The 19,364-nt window shown below is 63.4% G+C and carries 19 protein-coding genes; 16 read left to right on the top strand and 3 right to left on the bottom strand.

Annotation, left to right across the window (positions count from 1 at the left end; translation table 11 throughout):
- Window positions 1-13 precede the first annotated feature (13 nt).
- The 10 genes from sucC (at window position 14) to lpdA (ending at window position 10,439) form a co-directional block, all read left to right on the top strand.
- The gene (gene sucC, locus NKH12_RS03300; protein ID WP_352951876.1) at window positions 14-1,207 is read left to right on the top strand and encodes an ADP-forming succinate--CoA ligase subunit beta; all 1,194 of its coding nucleotides are present in this window, start codon (window positions 14-16) and stop codon (window positions 1,205-1,207) included.
- 4 nt (window positions 1,208-1,211) lie between these two features.
- Window positions 1,212-1,583: a cupin domain-containing protein gene (locus NKH12_RS03295; protein ID WP_254017006.1), complete on the top strand. Its 372-nt coding sequence runs from the start codon at window positions 1,212-1,214 to the stop codon at window positions 1,581-1,583.
- Window positions 1,584-1,644: 61 nt separating this feature from the next.
- Window positions 1,645-1,875: a hypothetical protein gene (locus tag NKH12_RS03290; RefSeq protein WP_352951875.1), complete on the top strand. Its 231-nt coding sequence runs from the start codon at window positions 1,645-1,647 to the stop codon at window positions 1,873-1,875.
- Entirely contained in the window at window positions 1,865-2,284 is a 420-nt protein-coding gene (locus tag NKH12_RS03285; RefSeq protein WP_352951874.1) for a PIN domain-containing protein, read from the top strand. The genes NKH12_RS03290 and NKH12_RS03285 overlap by 11 nt, the downstream gene beginning before the upstream one ends.
- Window positions 2,285-2,297: 13 nt before the next feature.
- Window positions 2,298-3,200: a succinate--CoA ligase subunit alpha gene (gene sucD, locus NKH12_RS03280; protein ID WP_123148796.1), complete on the top strand. Its 903-nt coding sequence runs from the start codon at window positions 2,298-2,300 to the stop codon at window positions 3,198-3,200.
- 148 nt (window positions 3,201-3,348) lie between these two features.
- Window positions 3,349-6,333: a 2-oxoglutarate dehydrogenase E1 component gene (locus NKH12_RS03275; RefSeq protein ID WP_352951873.1), complete on the top strand. Its 2,985-nt coding sequence runs from the start codon at window positions 3,349-3,351 to the stop codon at window positions 6,331-6,333.
- 50 nt (window positions 6,334-6,383) lie between these two features.
- Window positions 6,384-7,685, top strand: coding sequence for a 2-oxoglutarate dehydrogenase complex dihydrolipoyllysine-residue succinyltransferase (odhB, locus tag NKH12_RS03270; protein ID WP_352951872.1), 1,302 nt, complete (start codon window positions 6,384-6,386; stop codon window positions 7,683-7,685).
- Window positions 7,686-7,728: 43 nt separating this feature from the next.
- Complete coding sequence (locus NKH12_RS03265) at window positions 7,729-8,241, top strand: hypothetical protein (protein ID WP_352951871.1); 513 nt, start codon at window positions 7,729-7,731, stop codon at window positions 8,239-8,241.
- Window positions 8,238-8,993 carry an SDR family oxidoreductase gene (locus NKH12_RS03260; RefSeq protein WP_352951870.1) on the top strand — a complete coding sequence of 252 codons (756 nt, stop codon included), beginning with the start codon at window positions 8,238-8,240 and terminating at the stop codon, window positions 8,991-8,993. Before NKH12_RS03265 ends, NKH12_RS03260 begins: the two co-directional genes overlap by 4 nt.
- A gap of 39 nt (window positions 8,994-9,032) precedes the next feature.
- Window positions 9,033-10,439, top strand: a complete 1,407-nt coding sequence (gene lpdA, locus NKH12_RS03255) for a dihydrolipoyl dehydrogenase (protein WP_352951869.1) — start codon at window positions 9,033-9,035, stop codon at window positions 10,437-10,439.
- Window positions 10,440-11,139: 700 nt separating this feature from the next.
- Here the strand turns inward: lpdA and NKH12_RS03250 are convergent.
- Entirely contained in the window at window positions 11,140-12,207 is a 1,068-nt protein-coding gene (locus NKH12_RS03250) for a TraB/GumN family protein (RefSeq protein WP_352951868.1), read from the bottom strand.
- A 115-nt stretch (window positions 12,208-12,322) separates the two neighbouring features.
- A complete protein-coding gene (locus tag NKH12_RS03245; protein WP_352951867.1) occupies window positions 12,323-13,261 on the bottom strand; it encodes a tyrosine recombinase XerC in 939 nt (312 codons plus the stop codon).
- A gap of 125 nt (window positions 13,262-13,386) precedes the next feature.
- On the opposite strand from NKH12_RS03245, the gene rimM reads away from it, so the two are divergent.
- Together rimM and trmD are read left to right on the top strand one after the other, a co-directional pair.
- Window positions 13,387-13,986: a ribosome maturation factor RimM gene (gene rimM / locus NKH12_RS03240; RefSeq protein ID WP_352951866.1), complete on the top strand. Its 600-nt coding sequence runs from the start codon at window positions 13,387-13,389 to the stop codon at window positions 13,984-13,986.
- Window positions 13,983-14,681 (top strand): tRNA (guanosine(37)-N1)-methyltransferase TrmD, encoded by a 699-nt coding sequence (gene trmD / locus NKH12_RS03235; RefSeq protein WP_352951865.1) that lies wholly within the window; start codon window positions 13,983-13,985, stop codon window positions 14,679-14,681. The genes rimM and trmD overlap by 4 nt, the downstream gene beginning before the upstream one ends.
- On the opposite strand, the gene NKH12_RS03230 is transcribed toward trmD, so the two are convergent.
- Window positions 14,663-15,415, bottom strand: coding sequence for a sulfite exporter TauE/SafE family protein (locus tag NKH12_RS03230; protein WP_352951864.1), 753 nt, complete (start codon window positions 15,413-15,415; stop codon window positions 14,663-14,665). The two genes, trmD and NKH12_RS03230, sit on opposite strands and share 19 nt — an antisense overlap.
- Before the next feature lie 346 nt (window positions 15,416-15,761).
- On the opposite strand from NKH12_RS03230, the gene rplS reads away from it, so the two are divergent.
- From rplS to NKH12_RS03210, 4 genes are all read left to right on the top strand, one after another.
- Window positions 15,762-16,301, top strand: coding sequence for a 50S ribosomal protein L19 (rplS, locus tag NKH12_RS03225; RefSeq protein ID WP_127208339.1), 540 nt, complete (start codon window positions 15,762-15,764; stop codon window positions 16,299-16,301).
- A gap of 263 nt (window positions 16,302-16,564) precedes the next feature.
- The gene (locus NKH12_RS03220) at window positions 16,565-17,362 is read left to right on the top strand and encodes a transporter substrate-binding domain-containing protein (RefSeq protein WP_029349350.1); all 798 of its coding nucleotides are present in this window, start codon (window positions 16,565-16,567) and stop codon (window positions 17,360-17,362) included.
- Between the two features lie 257 nt (window positions 17,363-17,619).
- Entirely contained in the window at window positions 17,620-18,435 is an 816-nt protein-coding gene (locus tag NKH12_RS03215) for an amino acid ABC transporter permease (RefSeq protein WP_352951863.1), read from the top strand.
- Window positions 18,436-18,491: 56 nt separating this feature from the next.
- The gene (locus NKH12_RS03210; protein ID WP_352951862.1) at window positions 18,492-19,127 is read left to right on the top strand and encodes a class I SAM-dependent DNA methyltransferase; all 636 of its coding nucleotides are present in this window, start codon (window positions 18,492-18,494) and stop codon (window positions 19,125-19,127) included.
- Window positions 19,128-19,364: the final 237 nt, after the last annotated feature.

The raw sequence follows: 19,364 nt of genomic DNA, 5'->3' as shown, positions 1-19,364 counted from the left end.
GGAGATATCTAGCATGAACATCCATGAATATCAGGGCAAGGCGCTGCTGAAGGGCTTTGGCGCACCGGTGGCCGAAGGCGTGCCGGTGTTTAGGGCAAGCGAGGCGGAAGCTGCCGCCAAGGCACTGCCCGGCCCGCTCTATGTGGTGAAGAGCCAGATCCATGCCGGCGGCCGCGGCAAGGGCAAGTTTAGGGAACTCGGTCCCGACGCCAAGGGCGGCGTGCGGCTGGCGAAATCGGTGGCCGAGGTCGTCGCCAACGCCAAGGAAATGCTTGGCCATACGCTGGTCACCAAGCAGACCGGCCCGGCGGGCAAGCAGGTCAACCGCCTCTACATCGAGGATGGCGCCGACATCGAGCGCGAGCTCTATTTGTCGCTGCTGGTCGACCGCTCCGTCGGCCGCATCGCCTTCGTTGTCTCGACCGAGGGCGGCATGGACATCGAGGCGGTCGCCCACGACACGCCGGAAAAGATCATCACCGTCGCCATCGACCCGGAAAAAGGCATAACGGCGAATGATTTGAAAGAACTCAACGGCGCGCTGAAGCTCGACGGCGACGCCGCCAAGGACGGCGAGACACTGTTCCCGATCCTCTACAAGGCCTTTCTGGAGAAGGACATGAGCCTGCTTGAGGTCAACCCGCTGATCGTCATGAAAAACGGCCGGCTGCGCGTGCTCGACGCAAAAGTGTCATTCGACAACAACGCGCTGTTCCGCCATCCCGACGCGATGGAGCTGCGCGACATTACCGAAGAGGACGAGAAGGAGATCGAGGCGTCGAAATACGACCTCGCCTATGTCGCTCTCGACGGCAATATCGGCTGCATGGTCAACGGCGCCGGCCTCGCCATGGCGACGATGGATATCATCAAGCTCTACGGCGCCGAGCCCGCCAACTTCCTCGATGTCGGCGGCGGCGCGTCGAAAGAGAAGGTGACGGCGGCGTTCAAGATCATAACCAAGGATCCGGCGGTCAAGGGCATCCTGATCAACATCTTCGGCGGCATCATGAAGTGCGACATCATCGCCGAGGGCGTGATCGCAGCAGTCAAGGAAGTCGGGCTGCAAGTGCCGCTGGTGGTGCGGCTTGAAGGCACCAATGCCGAGCTCGGCAAGAAGATCATCAACGACAGCGGGCTCAACGTCGTCTCGGCCGACGACCTCGACGACGCTGCCAAGAAGATCGTGGCGGCGGTGAAGGGCTGATCTGGTGCCTCCGCACAAGATAAATCTGGTCGAGGCGGCGGATCAGAAGATCAAAAAGGTCTTCGATCCCCATATCGCCGGCGACGTCAATGACGCCCAGGTCAAGATCGCCAAGTTCGGCGATGTCTTCGACTGGCACGCGCATGACAATGAGGACGAGGCGTTCCTCGTGCTGCGCGGCCGCATCGCCATCGATTTCCGCGACGGCACGGTGGAGCTTGGCAGCGGCGAGTTCATCGTCGTGCCGCGGTCCGTCGAGCATCGGCCGCGCTCGCTGAGCGAGGAGCCGGTGGTGCTGATGTTCGAGCCGGCGACGACGCTCAACACCGGCAACGCCAAGAGCGACCTCACCGTCGCCGACCTCAAGCGACTGTAGAAACTTGCGAATGCTACACAGTTACACATATACCGTGTGATGTTTGCAGGAGAAGAGCGAAATGAAGAATATCACTCTGGCGGTCGAAGATGAGGTTCTGGAGCAGGTCAAGCTGGTGGCTGCCGAACAGCGAACGACCGTCAATGCCATGGTGCGGGAGTTTTTCGCGACAGTGGCCACGAAGCGGCGCGCCAAGGACGAGGCACGGCAAGCCCTGCTGAAGCTTGCCCGCGAGGCGGCAGGCGACATGGGCGGTAAGAAGTGGAACCGGGAAGTTCTCTATGACCGCTGAGTGCTTCCTCGACACAAACGTTCTCGTCTATGCCGCCATCGGACACAAATCCGAGCGCGCGAAGTACGAGCGCGCCGTAAAGTTGATCGCCAAGGAAGACTATTCGACCTCCGCACAGGTGCTGCAGGAGTTCTATGTGAACGTAACCAAACGAGCGGATGTCACACTGGCGCCAGCGAAGGCGGCTGAGTGGGTCGCAGCGATCTCGATGAAGCCCTGCCAGGATTTGGATAGCGCGGTCGTCATGCGGGGCATCGAGAACTCCCAACGCTACCAGATTTCATATTGGGATGGCGCAATCATCGCCGCCGCCGAGCGCCTTGGCGTCAAGACACTTTACACCGAAGACCTCAACCACGGGCAGGTTTATGGCTCTGTGGTCGCCATCAACCCCTTCCGCACTCACTGATCAGGTCGCAAAAATGTCCATTCTCGTCGACAAGAACACCAAGGTGCTCGTGCAGGGCCTGACCGGCAAGACCGGCACGTTCCACACCGAACAGGCGCTGGCCTATCATGGGACAAAAATGGTCGGCGGCATCCACCCGAAGAAGGGCGGCGAAACGTGGACCGGCGCCAAGGGCGAGAGCCTGCCGATCTTTTCTACGGTTGCCGAAGGCAAGGCAACGACCGGTGCCAATGCTTCCGTCGTCTATGTGCCGCCGGCAGGGGCGGCCGAAGCGATCCTGGAAGCGATCGAAGCCGAGATCCCGCTGATCATCTGCATCACCGAGGGCATCCCGGTGATCGACATGATCAAGGTCAAGGCGCGGCTCGACCGCTCGACATCGCGACTGATCGGCCCCAACTGCCCCGGCGTCCTGACTCCCAACGAATGCAAGATCGGCATCATGCCCGGCAACATCTTCCGCAAGGGCTCGGTCGGCGTTGTTTCCCGCTCGGGAACGCTTACCTATGAGGCAGTGTTCCAGACCACCAATGTCGGCCTCGGCCAGACCACCGCCGTCGGCATCGGTGGCGACCCCGTCAAAGGCACGGAGTTCATCGACGTGCTGGAGATGTTCCTCGCCGACGACGAGACCCAGTCGATCATCATGATCGGCGAGATCGGTGGCTCGGCCGAGGAAGACGCCGCGCAGTTCCTCAAGGACGAAGCCAAGCGTGGCCGCAAGAAGCCGATGGCCGGTTTCATCGCCGGGCGTACGGCCCCGGCCGGCCGCACCATGGGTCACGCGGGCGCGGTGATTTCCGGCGGCAAGGGCGGCGCGGAAGACAAGATCGCGGCGATGGAATCGGCCGGGATCAAGGTATCGCCGTCGCCAGCACGGCTGGGCACGACGCTGGTCGAGGCGATCAAAGGTTAGGGCAGTAAGGGAGTAGGGCAGTATGGGAGTAGGGGAATAGGAAGACGGGACGAACGTTGGCAAGAGCCTACTTTCCCTACTGCCTTACTCCCTTACTGCCCTACTCCCCTCCAAAAAAGGAGACGGAGCGCAGCCTCCGCTGAGTGACATGGCAAGACAAGATCAGGCCAACGACCAGTTTTCGCTTACCTCTTTCCTCTATGGCGGCAATGCCGACTATATCGATGCGCTCTACGCCGCCTATGAGGACGATCCCGCTTCGGTCGATCCCGAATGGCAGGATTTCTTCGCGGCGCTCAAGGACGACGCCGGCGATGTCCGCAAGAATGCCAAGGGCGCCTCATGGGCGAAGCCCTCGTGGCCGCTGCAGGCCAATGGTGAGTTGGTGTCGGCGCTCGACGGCGATTGGGGCATCGTCGAGAAGCACATCGAGAAGAAGGTCCAGCACAAGGCGGTGATGAACGGCGTCACCCTTTCCGATGCAGACGTGCATCAGGCGACGCGTGATTCCGTGCGCGCCATCATGATGATCCGCGCCTACCGCATGCGTGGCCATTTGCACGCCAATCTCGACCCGCTCGGCATCGCCAAGCTCGAGGATTACAACGAGCTGTCGCCGGAAAATTACGGCTTCACATCAGCCGATTACGATCGCCCGATCTTCCTCGACAATGTGCTCGGGCTCGAATTCGGCACCATCCGGCAGATGCTCGACATATTGACCCGCACCTATTGCTCGACGCTCGGCGTCGAGTTCATGCATATTTCCGATCCCGAGGAGAAGGCCTGGATCCAGGCGCGCATCGAGGGCACCGACAAGGAGATCTCCTTCACCGCTGCCGGCAAGAGGGCGATCCTGCAGAAGCTGGTCGAGGCCGAAGGCTTCGAGCAGTTCATCGACGTCAAGTACAAGGGCACCAAGCGCTTCGGCCTTGACGGCGCAGAAGCGCTGATCCCGGCGCTGGAGCAGATCGTCAAGCGCGGCGGCCAGCTCGGCATGAAGGAGATCGTGCTCGGCATGGCGCATCGCGGCCGGCTGAACGTGCTCTCCCAGGTGATGGCCAAGCCGCACCGCGCGATCTTCCACGAATTCAAGGGCGGCTCGGCCGCACCCGACGAGGTCGAGGGCTCGGGCGACGTGAAGTACCATCTCGGTGCTTCGTCGGACCGCGAGTTCGACGGCAACAAGGTGCACCTGTCGCTGACCGCCAATCCCTCGCATCTGGAAATCGTCGATCCGGTGGTGATGGGCAAGGCGCGGGCTAAGCAGGACTCTCTGTTCGGCCGCAGCCGCGAGGAGATCGTGCCGCTGGAAGAACGCGCCAAGGTGCTGCCGCTGCTCCTGCACGGCGACGCCGCGTTTGCCGGCCAGGGCGTGATTGCCGAAATCCTCGGCCTGTCGGGACTGCGCGGCCACCGCGTCGCCGGCACGCTGCATTTCATCATCAACAACCAGATCGGCTTCACCACCAATCCGCGCTTCTCGCGCTCGTCGCCCTATCCGTCGGATGTGGCCAAGATGATCGAGGCGCCGATCTTCCACGTCAATGGCGACGATCCGGAAGCCGTGGTCCATGCCACCAAGGTGGCGATCGAATTCCGCATGAAGTTCCACAAGCCCGTCGTGGTCGACATGTTCTGCTACCGCCGCTTCGGCCACAATGAGGGCGACGAACCGGCGTTCACCCAGCCGATCATGTACCGGAACATCCGCAACCATAAGACGACGGTGCAGATCTATGCCGACCGGCTGATCGCCGAAGGCCACATCACCCAGGCCGAATTCGACAAGATGAAGGCCGACTGGCGGGCACATCTCGAGCAGGAATTCGAGGTCGGCCAGCACTATAAGCCCAACAAGGCCGACTGGCTGGATGGCGCCTGGTCGGGCCTGCGCACGGCCGACAACCAGGACGAACAGCGGCGCGGCAAGACCGCCGTGCCGGTCAAGACGCTGAAGGAGATCGGCAAGAAGCTGACCGAGGTGCCGAAGGATTTCGAGGCGCACAAGACGATCCTGCGGTTTCTCGAGAATCGCCGCCAGGCGATCGAGTCGGGCGAAGGGATCGACTGGTCGACGGCCGAGGCGCTGGCCTTCGGCGCCATTCTGCTCGACGGCAATCCGGTCCGGCTTTCCGGACAGGATTCGGAGCGCGGCACGTTCTCGCAACGCCACTCCGTGCTCTACGATCAGCGCGACGAGACACGCTTTATCCCGCTCAACAATCTGTCGGCGGCGCAGGCCGGCTTCGAGGTCATCAACTCGATGCTGTCGGAAGAGGCCGTGCTCGGCTTTGAATATGGCTACAGCCTGGCCGAGCCGAAGGCGCTGACGCTTTGGGAAGCCCAGTTCGGCGATTTCGCCAATGGCGCCCAGGTGGTGTTCGACCAGTTCATCTCGTCGGGCGAGCGCAAGTGGCTCAGAATGTCGGGCCTCGTCTGCCTGCTGCCACATGGCTATGAAGGCCAGGGGCCGGAGCATTCGTCGGCCAGGCTCGAGCGCTTCCTGCAGCTTTGCGCCGAAGACAACATGCAAGTGGCCTACTGCACGACGCCGGCCAACTACTTCCACATCCTGCGGCGGCAGTTGAAGCGGGATTTCCGCAAGCCGCTGATCCTGATGACGCCGAAGTCGCTGCTGCGCCACAAGCGGGCGGTGTCGACGCTGCCGGAGATGTCGGGCGAAAGCGCGTTCCACCGGCTGTTGTGGGACGATGCCCAGCAGCTCCCCGGCCAGGCGATCAAGCTCACCAAGGATTCGAAGATCCGCCGTGTCGTGCTCTGCTCGGGCAAGGTCTATTACGACCTCTACGAGGAGCGCGAGAAGCGCGGCATCAACGACATCTACCTGCTGCGCGTCGAACAGCTCTATCCGTTCCCGGCCAAGGCGCTGATCACCGAACTATCACGCTTCCGCAACGCCGAGATGGTGTGGTGCCAGGAGGAGCCCAAGAATATGGGCGCCTGGTCGTTCATCGATCCGTATCTGGAATGGGTGCTGGCGCATATCGACGCCAAGCATCAGCGGGTGCGCTATACCGGCCGGCCGGCCGCGGCGTCGCCGGCGACCGGATTGATGTCGAAGCATCTCGCCCAGCTTGCCGCCCTGCTCGAAGACGCGCTCGGTGAATAGAACAGAGCTCGGCGAATAGAACAGAACCGACAGAAAAACGGACAGGCACAATGGCTACCGAAATCCGCGTCCCCACTCTTGGCGAATCCGTCACCGAGGCGACCATCGGCAAATGGTTCAAGAAGGTGGGCGACGCGATCGCCACCGACGAGCCGCTGGTCGAGCTCGAAACCGACAAGGTAACGGTGGAAGTGCCGGCCGCGGCCGCGGGAACGCTTAGCGAAATCGCCGTCAAGGAAGGCGAGACGGTCGAAGTCGGCGCTTTGCTCGGCATGATTTCGGCGGGCGACGGGGCAAAAGCGGCAGCACCCGCGAAGGCGGCAACTCCCGAACCAAAGCAGGACGCGGTATCGCAGGCCTCGGCGCCGACCGCGGCATCCACCGTCAAGCAAGCCGCGGCCGAGACCGCCAAGATCGCCGGCGACGCCGGGCCGATCGAGGCGCGCACAATGCCGCCGGCGCCAGCGGCGGCGAAGCTGCTGGCCGAGAGCAATCTCGCGGTCGACCAGGTCCCGGGTTCCGGCAAGCGCGGCCAGGTGCTGAAGGGCGACGTGCTCGACGCGATCGCCAGGGGCGCACCGTCGCAACCGGCCGAGACACCGAAGGCGCCTGCGCCCGTCGCCGCCCGTGCGCCGTCCTCGGCCGACGACGCGTCGCGCGAAGAGCGCGTGCGCATGACCAAGTTGCGGCAGACCATCGCGCGCCGCCTCAAGGAAGCGCAGTCGACCGCCGCCATGCTGACCACCTTCAACGAGGTGGACATGAGCGCGGTGATGGCGCTCAGGACCAAATACAAGGATGTGTTCGAGAAGAAGCACGGCGTGAAGCTGGGCTTCATGGGCTTCTTCACCAAGGCCGTCACCCATGCGTTGAAGGAAATCCCTTCCGTCAATGCCGAGATCGACGGCACCGACATCATCTTCAAGAACTACGCCCATATCGGCGTCGCCGTCGGCACCGAAAAAGGCCTCGTCGTGCCGGTGGTGCGCGATGCCGACCAGATGTCGATCGCCGAGATCGAGAAGGAGATCGGCCGGCTGGGCGTCGCCGCACGTGACGGCAAGCTGTCGGTGGCCGATATGCAGGGCGGCACCTTCACCATTTCCAATGGCGGCGTCTACGGGTCGCTGATGTCGACGCCGATCCTCAACGCGCCGCAGTCGGGCATTCTGGGTATGCACAAGATCCAGGAGCGGCCGGTGGTGGTCGGCGGCCAGATCGTGATCCGGCCGATGATGTATCTGGCGCTCTCCTACGATCACCGCATCGTCGACGGTAAGGAAGCGGTGACCTTCCTGGTCCGGGTCAAGGAAAGCCTGGAGGATCCGGAGCGGCTGGTGCTCGACCTCTAGGGGACCGGTCGAGGTGTGCCGGGGAATGGATCTGCGCCACCGAATGATCTCTTCTCGTTTGCGCTCCGGATTGTTTTTCACACTGTGCGCGGCCGGCGTTGCGCAGACGGGATCGGCAGCCTTTGCCGCCTGCCCGCTCGAGCTCGCCGTCTATGGCGATGCCGAAAACGCGGCCGAGATCGATTTCAGGCCGACCGGCGGGTCGGCTGTGGTCACCAACACGTTCAAGATGGTGCTCGATAACGATGTCGTGCTCGACGGGATCGTCATGTGGACGCAAGGCGTGGCGCGGCCGCATGGTTCGCTGTTGTACAAATGCCCGACAGGCGACGTTACCGGCGACGAACTCGCCGCCTGCACTTTGTGGGAGGGGGTCGTCTACAGTGCTGACGACAAGGGCAACATCGCCCTGCTGCCGGCCGAAGGTGTCGATGCCCCGAAGACCCTGATCTTTCCTGACCTCGGACCGTCGCTGCAGATGTCGGCCGCCTATGGCACCAATGGGTTTTCGAAAGTGCCGTGGGATGTTTTTTCGTTAAAGGGCTGTCAGGAATGAGCGCGACCAAAAAAGTGCTGCTGGTGACCGGCGGCAGCCGCGGCATCGGCGCCGCCACATCCAGGCTTGCCGCCAAGGCTGGATATCGTGTTGTGGTCAACTATGCCTCGAACGAGGCTGCCGCCGCAGCACTTGTCGAGGCGATCGCTCAGGACGGCGGCGAAGCGCTGGCCATCAGGGGCGACGTCGGCAGCGAGGCCGATATTCAGGCGATGTTCGAGAGGATCGATCGCGCCTTCGGCTCGCTCGATGCGCTCGTCAACAATGCTGGCGTGGTCGACCGCAGGGCGCGTGTCGATGAAATGAGCGGAGCAAGGCTGGAGCGCATGATGCGCATCAACGTCATTGGCTCGATGCTCTGTGCCCGCGAAGCGGTGAAGCGCATGTCGACCAGCCATGGCGGCAAGGGCGGCGCCATCGTGAATATTTCCTCGATTGCTGCAAGAATTGGCGGAGCGGGCGAATATGTCGACTACGCCGCCTCGAAGGGCGCGATCGATTCCTTCACCATTGGCCTGGCGCGCGAAGTGGCCGGCGAAGGCATCCGCGTCAACGCGGTCAGCCCAGGCATCATCGATACCGAAATTCACGCCTCCGGCGGACAGCCGGATCGCGTCGAGAGGATGCGTCACGCCGTGCCCCTGCAAAGGGCGGGAACCGCCGAAGAGGTCGCCGCGGCAATTCTTTGGCTCCTGTCGGACGGGGCGTCCTTTACGACAGGCGCGAATTTGGAAGTGGGCGGCGGCCGCTAATCCCAGCCAAGGCTAAGTGCCAGACCAGAAGGACAAAACATGGCTTATGACGTCGTTATCATCGGATCGGGGCCAGGCGGCTATGTCTGCGCTATCAAGGCGGCACAGCTCGGCCTGAAAACGGCGGTGGTCGAGAAGAACCCGACCTTCGGCGGCACCTGCCTCAATATCGGCTGCATCCCGTCCAAGGCGCTGCTCCATGCCTCCGAGGTGTTCGCCGAGGCCGGCCATTCCTTCGACACGCTCGGCGTCGAAATCAGCGCGCCGAAGCTGAGCCTGAAGAAGATGATGGCGCACAAGGACGCGACGGTGGCGTCCAACGTCAACGGCGTCGCCTTCCTGTTCAAGAAGAACAAGATCGACTCGTTTCGCGGCACCGGCAAGATCTTGTCCGCCGGCAAGGTGTCGGTGACCGGCGAGGATGGCAAGGTCGAGGAGATCGAGACCAAAAACATCGTCATCGCCACCGGCTCCGACGTCGCCGGCATCCCGGGCGTCAACGTCGACATCGACGAGAAGGTGATCATGTCCTCGACCGGCGCACTGTCGCTGGACAAGGTGCCGGGCCATCTGGTCGTGGTCGGCGGAGGCGTCATCGGCCTGGAGCTCGGCTCGGTATGGGCGCGGCTCGGCGCCAAGGTCACCGTCGTCGAGTTCCTCGACACCATTCTCGGCGGCATGGACGGCGAAGTCGCCAAACAGTTCCAGCGCATGCTGTCCAAGCAAGGCATCGAATTCAGGCTCGGCGCCAAGGTGACCGGTGTCGCCAAGGCCAAGAAGGGTGCCACCGTCACCTTCGAGCCGGTCAAGGGGGGGGCTGCCGAGACGATCGAGGCGGATGCGGTGCTGATCGCGACGGGACGCCGGGCCTATTCGGACAGTCTTGGGCTGAAGGAGGCCGGCGTCGAGGTCGACGAGCGCGGTCGAGTCAAGACGGACGGCCATCTCAAGACCAATGTACCGGGCATCTACGCCATCGGCGATGTCATCGCCGGGCCGATGCTCGCCCACAAGGCCGAGGACGAGGGGGTGGCGGTGGCCGAGACCATGGCCGGCCAGGCCGGCCATGTGAATTACGAGGTGATCCCGAACGTCGTTTACACCAGTCCGGAAATCGCCTCGGTCGGCAAGACGGAGGAAGAGCTGAAAGCGGCCGGCATCGACTACAAGGCCGGCAAGTTTCCATTCACCGCCAATGGCCGGGCGCGCGCCATGCTGCATACCGACGGCTTCGTGAAGATCTTGGCGGACAAGCAGAGCGACCGCGTGCTCGGCGTCCACATTGTCGGCTTCGGCGCCGGCGAGATGATCCACGAGGCAGCGGTGCTGATGGAGTTCGGCGGCTCGTCGGAAGATCTTGCCCGCACCTGCCATGCCCATCCGACCATGTCGGAAGCGGTGAAGGAAGCGGCACTGGCGACCTTCTTCAAGCCGATCCATATGTAGGCCACCTCCGGCAGCCATCTGACGGCTTAAAGCAAAACGGCCCGCTTTTCAGCGGGCCGTTCGTATTTGGAGTCAGCAGCGGATCACTGCGGGGCTGGTGCGGGCGCCGGAGCAGGCGCCGGCTCTGCGGGCGCGGGCGCAGGCTCAGCAGGTGCCGGGGCTGGCGCAGGCTCTGCGGGCGCGGGCGCAGGCTCAGCAGGTGCCGGGGCTGGCGCAGGCTCTGCCGGAGGAGGCGTCGGTTCAGCGGGCGCTGGCGCCGGCGTCGTGGCGGCAGGCGGTTCAGCAGGCTCAGGCGCTTCACCGCTTCTCCCAAAAACATAGTAAGCGACAATAGCCAGAATAACGACAACCAGGGCGATCAGCCAGCCGGTGGCGCCGCCACCCGACCTGGGAGGGGGTGTCGGAGTGGTGTACGGGTCGTTTGGATTCGCCATAAAAGTGTCCTCCGTGGATGAAAAGTATCAATCAACACACTTCAACGCGCAATCGTTGAACAGGTTTCACGCTAGAGATCGAAAACGCCGAAAACAGGGCAATCTTCGCCTGGAATCGTTTGTCTGCACGCACTTTACTCGCAAAATTCGCGGAGATCGAGCCAAAAACAAACCTTTTCGACCTCCCGTACTGAGACAACCTTCCGTGATTCGGGAACGCATCGCCCCGAATCACGTCTTGCCGGATACGCAACTAAACCGTGCAACTATTCGACGGCAGTGACAATGTAGCCTGCCTTGCGGAAATCCTCGACCAGGCCTTCCGCGCCCGGAAGGTGCAGGGCGCCGACCGCCATGAAGGCGTTGCCCTTAGCGAGGATCGGCCTGGCATGGTCGATCATCACCTTGTTGCGGCGGGTGATCATGGTTTCCTCGAAGGCGGCATAGCCCGCCGAATCGTCTTCGCCGCCGGGAAGGACGGCACGAAACAGCGGCCAGAACATGCCGATGTCGCCGCGCTGGTAGAGCACGATCATAGTTTCGTTGACGTCGCTCATTCTGTCGCCGAGTTTCAATGTGTCGACGAGGCCCTTCATGTGAAAAGCGAGCGGCAGCGAGGCCATGGCGCGAAGCTGGTCGGCGATGGTCTCCAACCCATCGACGGCCTTGCCTGAGGCTTTGGCGTCCTGCGCAAGCTTGATGTCGAGCACCGGCGTGCCGCCGGCCTGGCGGGCCAGTTCACAAGCCGGGAGCGCGACCATGGTCGACAGCATCCACGGTTTCATCTTGGCGACACTCGCCGGCGGGATGCCGCGCGCGTCGAGCGCCTTGTTCACCGCCGCCGCATCGTCCGGCGACAGCAGCGAGGACAGCGTGGTGCTGTCGGTGAACATCATCAGCTCCGGCTCTTTCAGGAACGCCGCCATCATCTTCTGCTGATCGAGCACCTCCGTGGTCTCGATGACGATAGTGTCGGCGGCGTCGAAGGCCTTCTGCGCGGCGGGCGGTAGCGTGGTCACACGCGGGTCGGTCATGTGCATGGTGCCGAACAGGAAGGACGGTCTTTCCCCCGCCTTTTCCAGTTTCCACAATAGGCCCTTGCCGTTCGGTGTCGCGGCCGCTTCGGCCTCGATCTTGCGGTAGCTGGCCGGGTCGTCCTTCTGCAAGGCCGACAGCATGTCGGCGCCAGCGCAGGCCGGGGTTTCAGCGCGCGCCTTGCCGGCGGCGAGCAGCGCGAGGATGAGGAAAGAGAGAAAAAACAGGACGTTGAGCGCCACGAGCAGCTTTAGCGACGCAAGGACCGTGCGGTCGGCGATGGCAATGACGCGGTTCATGGCTCGCTTTCTAGAGAGAAAGAACGGCGAAACGGTTAACCGGCGCGGCAAAATTGTCTCAGACATGGCTCCACGACTCATTTCCTGGCTGCAACTTTGCGAAATCACGCATCGGTTACGCCCGCGGATGGGACGCTTCATAGATTTCGAGCAGCCTCGCGGTGTCGACGCCGGTGTAGATCTGCGTCGTCGACAGGCTGGCGTGGCCCAAAAGTTCCTGGATGGTGCGCAGGTCGCCGCCGCGTCCAAGCAGATGCGTGGCGAAGGAATGGCGCAAGGCGTGCGGCGTGGCGGTGTCGGGCAGATTGAGCGCCGAGCGCAGCCTGGCCATGTCGCGCTGGACGATGGCCGGGTTGAGTGGGCCGCCGCGGGCGCCGCGAAACAGCAGGCCTTTCGGATCGAGATGATAGGGGCAGAGCCGGCGGTATTCGGCGACCGCCCGCAGCGCGATCGGCAGCACCGGCACCAGCCGCGTCTTGCCGCCCTTGCCGGTGACGCGCAGCACCTTATCGCCGGGAGCCGACAGATCGGCACCCGACAGACCAAGCGCCTCGGAAATGCGCAGGCCCGAACCGTAGAGCAGCGTCAGCACGGCGGCGTTGCGGGCGGCGATCCACGGTTCCTCCGCCAACTGGCCTTCCACCGAAACGACGTGTTTCGCATCGCTTGCCGTCAGCGGCTTGGGCAGCGACTTCGGCTGCCGTGGCGCGCGCAGTGCGGCGGCACCCGCCGCATTGACGAGGCCGCGCCGCTCCAGAAAGCGCAGCAGCGAGCGGATGCCGGCCAGCCCGCGTCCGAGCGTGCGGGCGCCGGCGCCTCCGGCGCGGCGGGCGGCAAGAAAGCCCCGCAGATCGGCCGGGCGCAGATCGGCGATATCCGAAATGCCGGGCGAGCCGCCGCAATGGCCGGTCAGGAAGTGCAGGAACTGGCGCGTATCGCGCTCATAGGCCTCCACCGTTTCCGGCGACAGCCGGCGTTCGCGCGCCAGCATCTTCAGCCAGCTTTCGCGGGCCGCCTGAAGGTCTGGTTTGGCCGGAATGAGGAATTCCTGCATTGCGCTCTTCCGATGCCGTTCTTCGATTCTGGGCCATCTTCCGGCAGCCGGGTTAGGAAGCGGTGAAGAGCCGCGTCATTGAAATGATAAGAGGGTGGAGTTAGAGCAAGGCAAAGGAACCACCGATGACCAAACCGCAAAACCCCGTCCTGATGGCCGTGATCGGCGCCGCCCACGGCATCAAGGGCGAATTGCGCGTGAAGACCTTCACCGGCGATCCGCTGGCGCTGGCCGACTACGGGCCGCTCTATGCCAGGGACGGCCGCGCCTTCCAGATCGTCGACATCAGGCCGGCCAACACGGTCGTCGTGGTGCGCTTCAAGGGTATCAGCGACCGCAACGCCGCCGAGGCGCTCGCCGGCACGGAATTATTCGTCGACCGCTCGATGCTGCCTGACGATGGCGAAGAGGACGAATTCTATCACGCCGATCTCGTCGGGCTGGCGGTCCGGGACGATACCGGTGCTGACATCGGCAAGGTCGTTGCCGTGCATAATTTCGGCGGCGGCGACATTCTCGACGTGACGCTTGGCGAGCGCAAAGGCGTGCTGATCCCGTTCACGCAGGCCGCCGTGCCTGACGTGTCGATCAAAGAGGGCTTCCTCCGCATCGATCCGGCGGCGGCGGGCTTGATCGATGACGAAGACGGCGATGCACCCGGCCGCGATGGTTTCGACCCGAAGGGCAGGCCGCGCGGGCCGAAGGACGCCGGGGGCAACCGGTGAGTTTTTCCGCCTCGGTGCTGACGCTCTATCCCGAGATGTTTCCCGGCGCGCTCGGCCTGTCGCTGGCCGGCCGGGCGCTGGAGACCGGCACGTGGTCGCTGGAAGCAATCCAGATCCGCGATTTCGCCAGCGATCGCCATCGCACCGTCGACGACACGCCGGCAGGCGGCGGCGCCGGCATGGTGATGCGCGCGGATGTCTTGGCCAAGGCGATCGACCATACCTCGCTGCCGGGCGATCCACGGCCACGGCTGCTAATGAGTCCGCGTGGAAAACCGCTGACACAGGCCCGCGTGCGCGAACTTGCCGCCGGGCCGGGCGTCGTCATCGTCTGCGGCCGCTTCGAGGGCGTCGACCAACGGGCTATCGAGGCGCGGGGGCTTGAGGAGGTCTCGATCGGCGACTTCATTCTCTCCGGCGGCGAGCCGGCAGCGCTCGCGCTGCTCGATGCCGTGGTGCGGCTGTTGCCCGGCGTAATGGGCAACGCGGTGTCGGGCGATGAAGAGAGCTTTGAAAACGGCCTGCTCGAACATCCGCACTACACGCGGCCGCAGGAATTCGAGGGCCGGCAAATCCCCGAGGTTCTCACTTCGGGCAATCACAAGAAGATCGCCGCATGGCGGCGGGCGGAGGCGGAAAAATTGACGAAGGAGCGGCGGCCGGACCTGTTAGCTGCTCACCCCTTGGTGAAATAGTAAAAGGCCAGGAACACGCCGACCCCAACGACGAAGCCACGCACGGCAATTTGCGGCACGCGCTTGGCGATCCAGACGCCGGCATAGCCGCCCAGCGCGGCGCCTGGTATCATCACTATGGCCTGCGGCCAGGCGATGACATCGCCGGAGATGAAGACCACGATGGCTACCGCCGCGATGACCACGGCCAGCATGTTCTTCAGCGCGTTCAGTCGGTGATAGTCGCCGGCCTGGGTGAGACCGAGCGTCGCCAGCATCATGACGCCCATGCCGGCGCCGAAGAAGCCGCCATAGACGGCGGTGGCGAATTGCGCCAAGGAACCGACCAGCGAACCCACCGCGGCCTCATGCCCCGGCTTGGGCGCCGGCTTCAGCCACGGCCCGGCGGCGAACAGCGCCGTTGCCGCGAGCAGCAGCCAGGGCACCAGGACGCGGAACGACGGATTGTCGAGCGCCAGAAGGATGAGCGCGCCGGCCAGCGCGCCGACAGCCGAGATAAGGCCGAGCAGCAATGCGCCGCGCCAGAAATGCTTGATGTCGGACCAGTAAGCGAGCGTCGAGGTGATGTAGCCGGGAAACTGTGTCACCGACGAGGTGGCGTTGGCGACGATCGGCGGCAAGCCGACCAGCGACATGGCGCCGAAGGATATGAACGTCCCGCCTCCGGCTATGGCGTTGACGGCACCTGAGAGAAAGCCCGCGAAAAAGAGCAGGGCCGCATCGAGAACTGGCATGGAGGTGTTGCCGCCGGAGGAAAGTCACGTTTTCCCCGGCTTAAAAAGCTTGGGCCTTCGACGCAACCCCTGCGCTGAAAGATTGCAATGTCGGCCAACGACCAAAAAAGAACACGGCGAAGGCGTGACAAAGCGTCGAAATAGCTGTATGTGCGCGCCGAACCGGAAGAACAATCTGCCAAGAGCGATCTTCTGGCCCGTCAACAATGGCGGTGTAGTCGCCCCTGCCCGATGTTCCCGAACCCCAGATGGTCTCGAACAAAGGGCATAGCCGAGCGGTCGATGGAACTGCAAGGCGAGTGTCGGACGCTCTGACTGTCGGAAGAACAAGAAGTGGATTTTTGAGATGGATATCCTCCGTCAGCTCGAGGCCGAACAGGCCGCCAAGATCGAAGCCAAGCGCAAGCTTCCCGAATTCCAGCCCGGCGACACCGTGCGCGTCCAGGTCCGCGTGACCGAAGGCACCCGCACCCGCGTCCAGGCTTATGAGGGCGTCGTCATCGCCCGCGCCGGCGCCGGCTTCCAGGAGAACTTCACCGTTCGCAAGATTTCCTACGGCGAAGGCGTGGAGCGCGTGTTCCCGGTCTTTTCGCCGATGGTCGAGGGCGTCGAGATCGTGCGCCGCGGCAAGGTGCGCCGCGCCAAGCTCTATTACCTGCGCGATCGTCGCGGCAAGTCGGCCCGTATTTCGGAAAACACCGGCGTGCGCGCCCGCAAGCTGAACGATGATGAGCGCGATGCGCTGAACGCCGAAAAGGCCCGCATCGAGGCCGAGAAAGTGGCCGCAGCCCAGGCGCTGGCCGCCGAGAAGGCGGCGCAGGACGCCGCCGAGAAGAAGGCCGCCGACGAGGCTGCCAAGGCTGCGGAAGCGGCTGTCGCCGAATAAGGCGTCTTCAAAAACCGACGTTTCGGAAAGGCGGCTTCGGCCGCCTTTTTGTTTCGCGGGATGGATCCGATCTTGCCGGGCCACGTTGGTCCGCAATCGAAACGGATCGTTCCGTAATCGTTTGGTGAAAGCATGGGAATTCATTTCGCGCAAAGCGGCGCATCAAGCCGGCTTGCAAGGCGCTTGCGGAAAGCTAAAGTCGGCGCCGGATTTCCTGCAAGCCTCGACCATGTCGAGGCCGTTCAAGGTTTTAGGGGTGCACCATGACCAAATCGAAACTGCTGTTAGCCGGCCTGTTGGCTCTGATTCTTGCGCCCGTCGCCGCCCTGGCGCAGGCGCTGCCCGACCTCGGCGGCAAGAAGGTGGTGGTTGTGACGGAGAACGCCTATCCGCCGCTGCAGTTCATCGACGCCAAGACCGGCAAGCAGATCGGCTGGGAATATGACGCGATGAACGAGATCGCCAAGCGGCTGAATTTCCAGGTCGAGTACCAGAATACCTCCTGGGATGCTATGATCCAGGCGGTTTCCGACAACCAGTACAACATCGGCATGACCGGCATCACCATCAAGGACGACCGCAAGCAGAAGGTCGATTTCTCCGACCCCTACATGCGTTCTGAACAGTTCATGCTGGTGCGCGGCGACGAGAAGCGCTTCACCGACGCCAAGACGTTTGGCGCCTTCAAGGATGGGCTGATCGGCGCGCAGGCCGGCACCACCCCCTTCTACACCGCCGTCTACAGCGTGCTCGACGGCAACGAGCAGAACCCGCGCATCAAACTGTTCGAAACGTTCGGCGCGACGGTTCAGGCGCTGAAGACCGGCGACGTCGATGTCGTGCTGACCGACGGCACCGCCGGCAAGGGCTATGTCGAGGCGTCGAATGGCGGGCTGAAGCTGATCGGCGGACCGCTCGGCACCGAGGATTTCGGCTTCATCTTCCCCAAGGGCTCGGATCTGGTGAAGCCGGTCAATGCAGCGATCGCCGCACTGAAGGCCGACGGCACGCTCGACGCGCTCAACAAGAAATGGTTTCTTGACTACAAGATGGGGCAGTGATTTCCTTTGTGGCGCGCTTTTCATGACAATTGCGCGCCGGAACTCGCGCTGACTCTGCGCTCGAACACCCCCCTCTGTCCTGCCGGACATCTCCCCCTCAAGGGGGGAGATTGGCTTTCGCATCGGCTTTCGCCAATTGTCAGCGTTGCAGAATGGGCGGCGACGTCAAGGCTGCGGATCTCCCCCCTTGAGGGGGAGATGTCCGGCAGGACAGAGGGGGGTGGCTTGGCGCGACGTTGGGTCGTCGGCGCGCCCTGATGGCAACGCCCGCACCCTCTACCCCCAAAACCGACTTCCCGTGGTGGCTTGCCGTGGCGGCGGCGCTCGGCGTGGCCGCCGCCATCTTCATTGCGGCAAGCGATCTCTACGCCCAGGTTTTCGCGACGGTCGCCAAGGGCATCGGCATCACCGTCTTCGTCACGATGGTCGCCTTTGCGCTGGCCTCGGCAATCGGGCTCGGCATTGCGTTGATGGGACTGTCGGGGTCGCGCTGGCTGCGCCAGATCGCTCGCTTCTATGTCGAGATCATCCGCGGCGTGCCGATGCTGGTGCTGTTGTTCTGGATCGCCTTCGCAGGCGCGCCGGCCTTTGTCGCGGCATGGAACGCGCTGACGGCGCCGCTGCAAAGCGCCGGCCTGTTCGGCGAGCTAATGATACGCGACGTGTCGTTGCTGTGGCGCGCCATCATGGCGCTGACCATCGGCTACTCCGCCTTCATCTCGGAGGTCTTCCGCGCCGGCATTCAGGCGGTCGAGAAAGGCCAGATCGAGGCGGCGAAGGCGCTGGGGCTGACGCGCGCGCAGCGTTTCCGGCTGATCGTGTTTCCGCAGGCGATCCGCACCATCCTGCCGCCGCTCGGCAATGATTTCGTCGCCATGGTCAAGGATTCCTCGCTGGTCTCGGTGCTCGGCGTCGCCGACATCACCCAAATGGGCAAGATCTACGCTGCCGGCTCGTTCCGCTTCTTCGAGACCTATTCGATCGTCGCCTATATATATCTCATCCTGACGGTCGGCCTGTCGCTAGCCTTGCGGGGGCTGGAGAAGCGGCTGCGCCGCCAGCACCAGGAATAGCCGGCAGGCGAAGACGGCGCTACGATCGCGGCAGATACGTTTCAAGGGATGCCACCATGATCATCGACAAGGCCAATGCGGCGCTGGATGCGGTCTACACGGCCGATACGCCGGAAGCGCTTGCCGAGGCTTATGCCGCATGGGCAGCAACCTATGACAGCGAAACCGCCTCGCTCGGCTACCTCCTGCCGTTCCTGATCGCCGCCTGGGTGGCGCGCCATGTGCCATCAGGCGAGGGGCCGCTGCTCGACGCCGGCTGCGGCACCGGCCTGTCGGGACCGTCGCTCAGGGCGCTCGGCTATCAGGACATCGCCGGGCTCGACCTGTCGGAGGACATGCTTGACATCGCCGGCAGTCGGCAAGCCTACAGCGAGCTGAAACAGGCAATGCTTGGCGGTCCGCTGCCTTGGCCGGACGGGTATTTCCGCGCCTTCTTCTCGACCGGCGTGTTCACCATCAGCCATGCGCCGGCCTCCGGCCTGCATGAACTGGTGCGCATCACCAAGAAGGGCGGCCATGCCATTTTCACCGTTCGCGACCAGGTGTTCGAAAGCGGCGGCTTTCGCGATGTCTTTGCCGATCTGGAGCACGACAAAAAATGGCGACCGGTCGAGGAAAGCCCGTGGTTCCGCTGCTATGCGATCGCCGAACCCGAGGCGCTGGTGAAGACTTTCGTGTTTGAGGTGCTTTGAACCCAGGTTCTGCGAAGGCCGCCGCGATTGCCGAAAAGCCAAAACATTGATATGAGCCACGCAATGGAACAGCTTTTTGGCGATCCGGCCTACAAGGGCTTCGTGCTGCAGGACAGAAAACGCCTGCCGTCGCGATTCTCGGCGCGCGTTTCCGGCGCTCTGACCAGCCGACTTCGCTAGACCGTGTTCGCCGGCTAGCCGGCACTTGTCCTTTCCCATTTTCATATCGACGGATTT

The organism is Mesorhizobium sp. M1322, assembly GCF_040318085.1.
Lineage (GTDB): Bacteria > Pseudomonadota > Alphaproteobacteria > Rhizobiales > Rhizobiaceae > Mesorhizobium.
This window is presented reverse-complemented; position numbering and strand designations above follow the sequence as displayed.

Excerpts from the sequence above, each read along its gene's own strand:
- sucC (WP_352951876.1), top strand. The coding sequence starts at position 14 with ATGAACATCCATGAATATCAGGGCAAGGCGCTGCTGAAGGGCTTTGGC.
- NKH12_RS03290 (WP_352951875.1), top strand. The coding sequence starts at position 1,645 with ATGAAGAATATCACTCTGGCGGTCGAAGATGAGGTTCTGGAGCAGGTC.
- NKH12_RS03285 (WP_352951874.1), top strand. The coding sequence starts at position 1,865 with ATGACCGCTGAGTGCTTCCTCGACACAAACGTTCTCGTCTATGCCGCC.
- sucD (WP_123148796.1), top strand. The coding sequence starts at position 2,298 with ATGTCCATTCTCGTCGACAAGAACACCAAGGTGCTCGTGCAGGGCCTG.
- NKH12_RS03275 (WP_352951873.1), top strand. The coding sequence starts at position 3,349 with ATGGCAAGACAAGATCAGGCCAACGACCAGTTTTCGCTTACCTCTTTC.
- odhB (WP_352951872.1), top strand. The coding sequence starts at position 6,384 with ATGGCTACCGAAATCCGCGTCCCCACTCTTGGCGAATCCGTCACCGAG.
- NKH12_RS03265 (WP_352951871.1), top strand. The coding sequence starts at position 7,729 with ATGATCTCTTCTCGTTTGCGCTCCGGATTGTTTTTCACACTGTGCGCG.
- NKH12_RS03260 (WP_352951870.1), top strand. The coding sequence starts at position 8,238 with ATGAGCGCGACCAAAAAAGTGCTGCTGGTGACCGGCGGCAGCCGCGGC.
- lpdA (WP_352951869.1), top strand. The coding sequence starts at position 9,033 with ATGGCTTATGACGTCGTTATCATCGGATCGGGGCCAGGCGGCTATGTC.
- NKH12_RS03250 (WP_352951868.1), bottom strand. The coding sequence starts at position 12,207 with ATGAACCGCGTCATTGCCATCGCCGACCGCACGGTCCTTGCGTCGCTA.
- NKH12_RS03245 (WP_352951867.1), bottom strand. The coding sequence starts at position 13,261 with ATGCAGGAATTCCTCATTCCGGCCAAACCAGACCTTCAGGCGGCCCGC.
- rimM (WP_352951866.1), top strand. The coding sequence starts at position 13,387 with ATGACCAAACCGCAAAACCCCGTCCTGATGGCCGTGATCGGCGCCGCC.
- NKH12_RS03230 (WP_352951864.1), bottom strand. The coding sequence starts at position 15,415 with ATGCCAGTTCTCGATGCGGCCCTGCTCTTTTTCGCGGGCTTTCTCTCA.
- rplS (WP_127208339.1), top strand. The coding sequence starts at position 15,762 with ATGGATATCCTCCGTCAGCTCGAGGCCGAACAGGCCGCCAAGATCGAA.
- NKH12_RS03220 (WP_029349350.1), top strand. The coding sequence starts at position 16,565 with ATGACCAAATCGAAACTGCTGTTAGCCGGCCTGTTGGCTCTGATTCTT.
- NKH12_RS03215 (WP_352951863.1), top strand. The coding sequence starts at position 17,620 with ATGGCAACGCCCGCACCCTCTACCCCCAAAACCGACTTCCCGTGGTGG.
- NKH12_RS03210 (WP_352951862.1), top strand. The coding sequence starts at position 18,492 with ATGATCATCGACAAGGCCAATGCGGCGCTGGATGCGGTCTACACGGCC.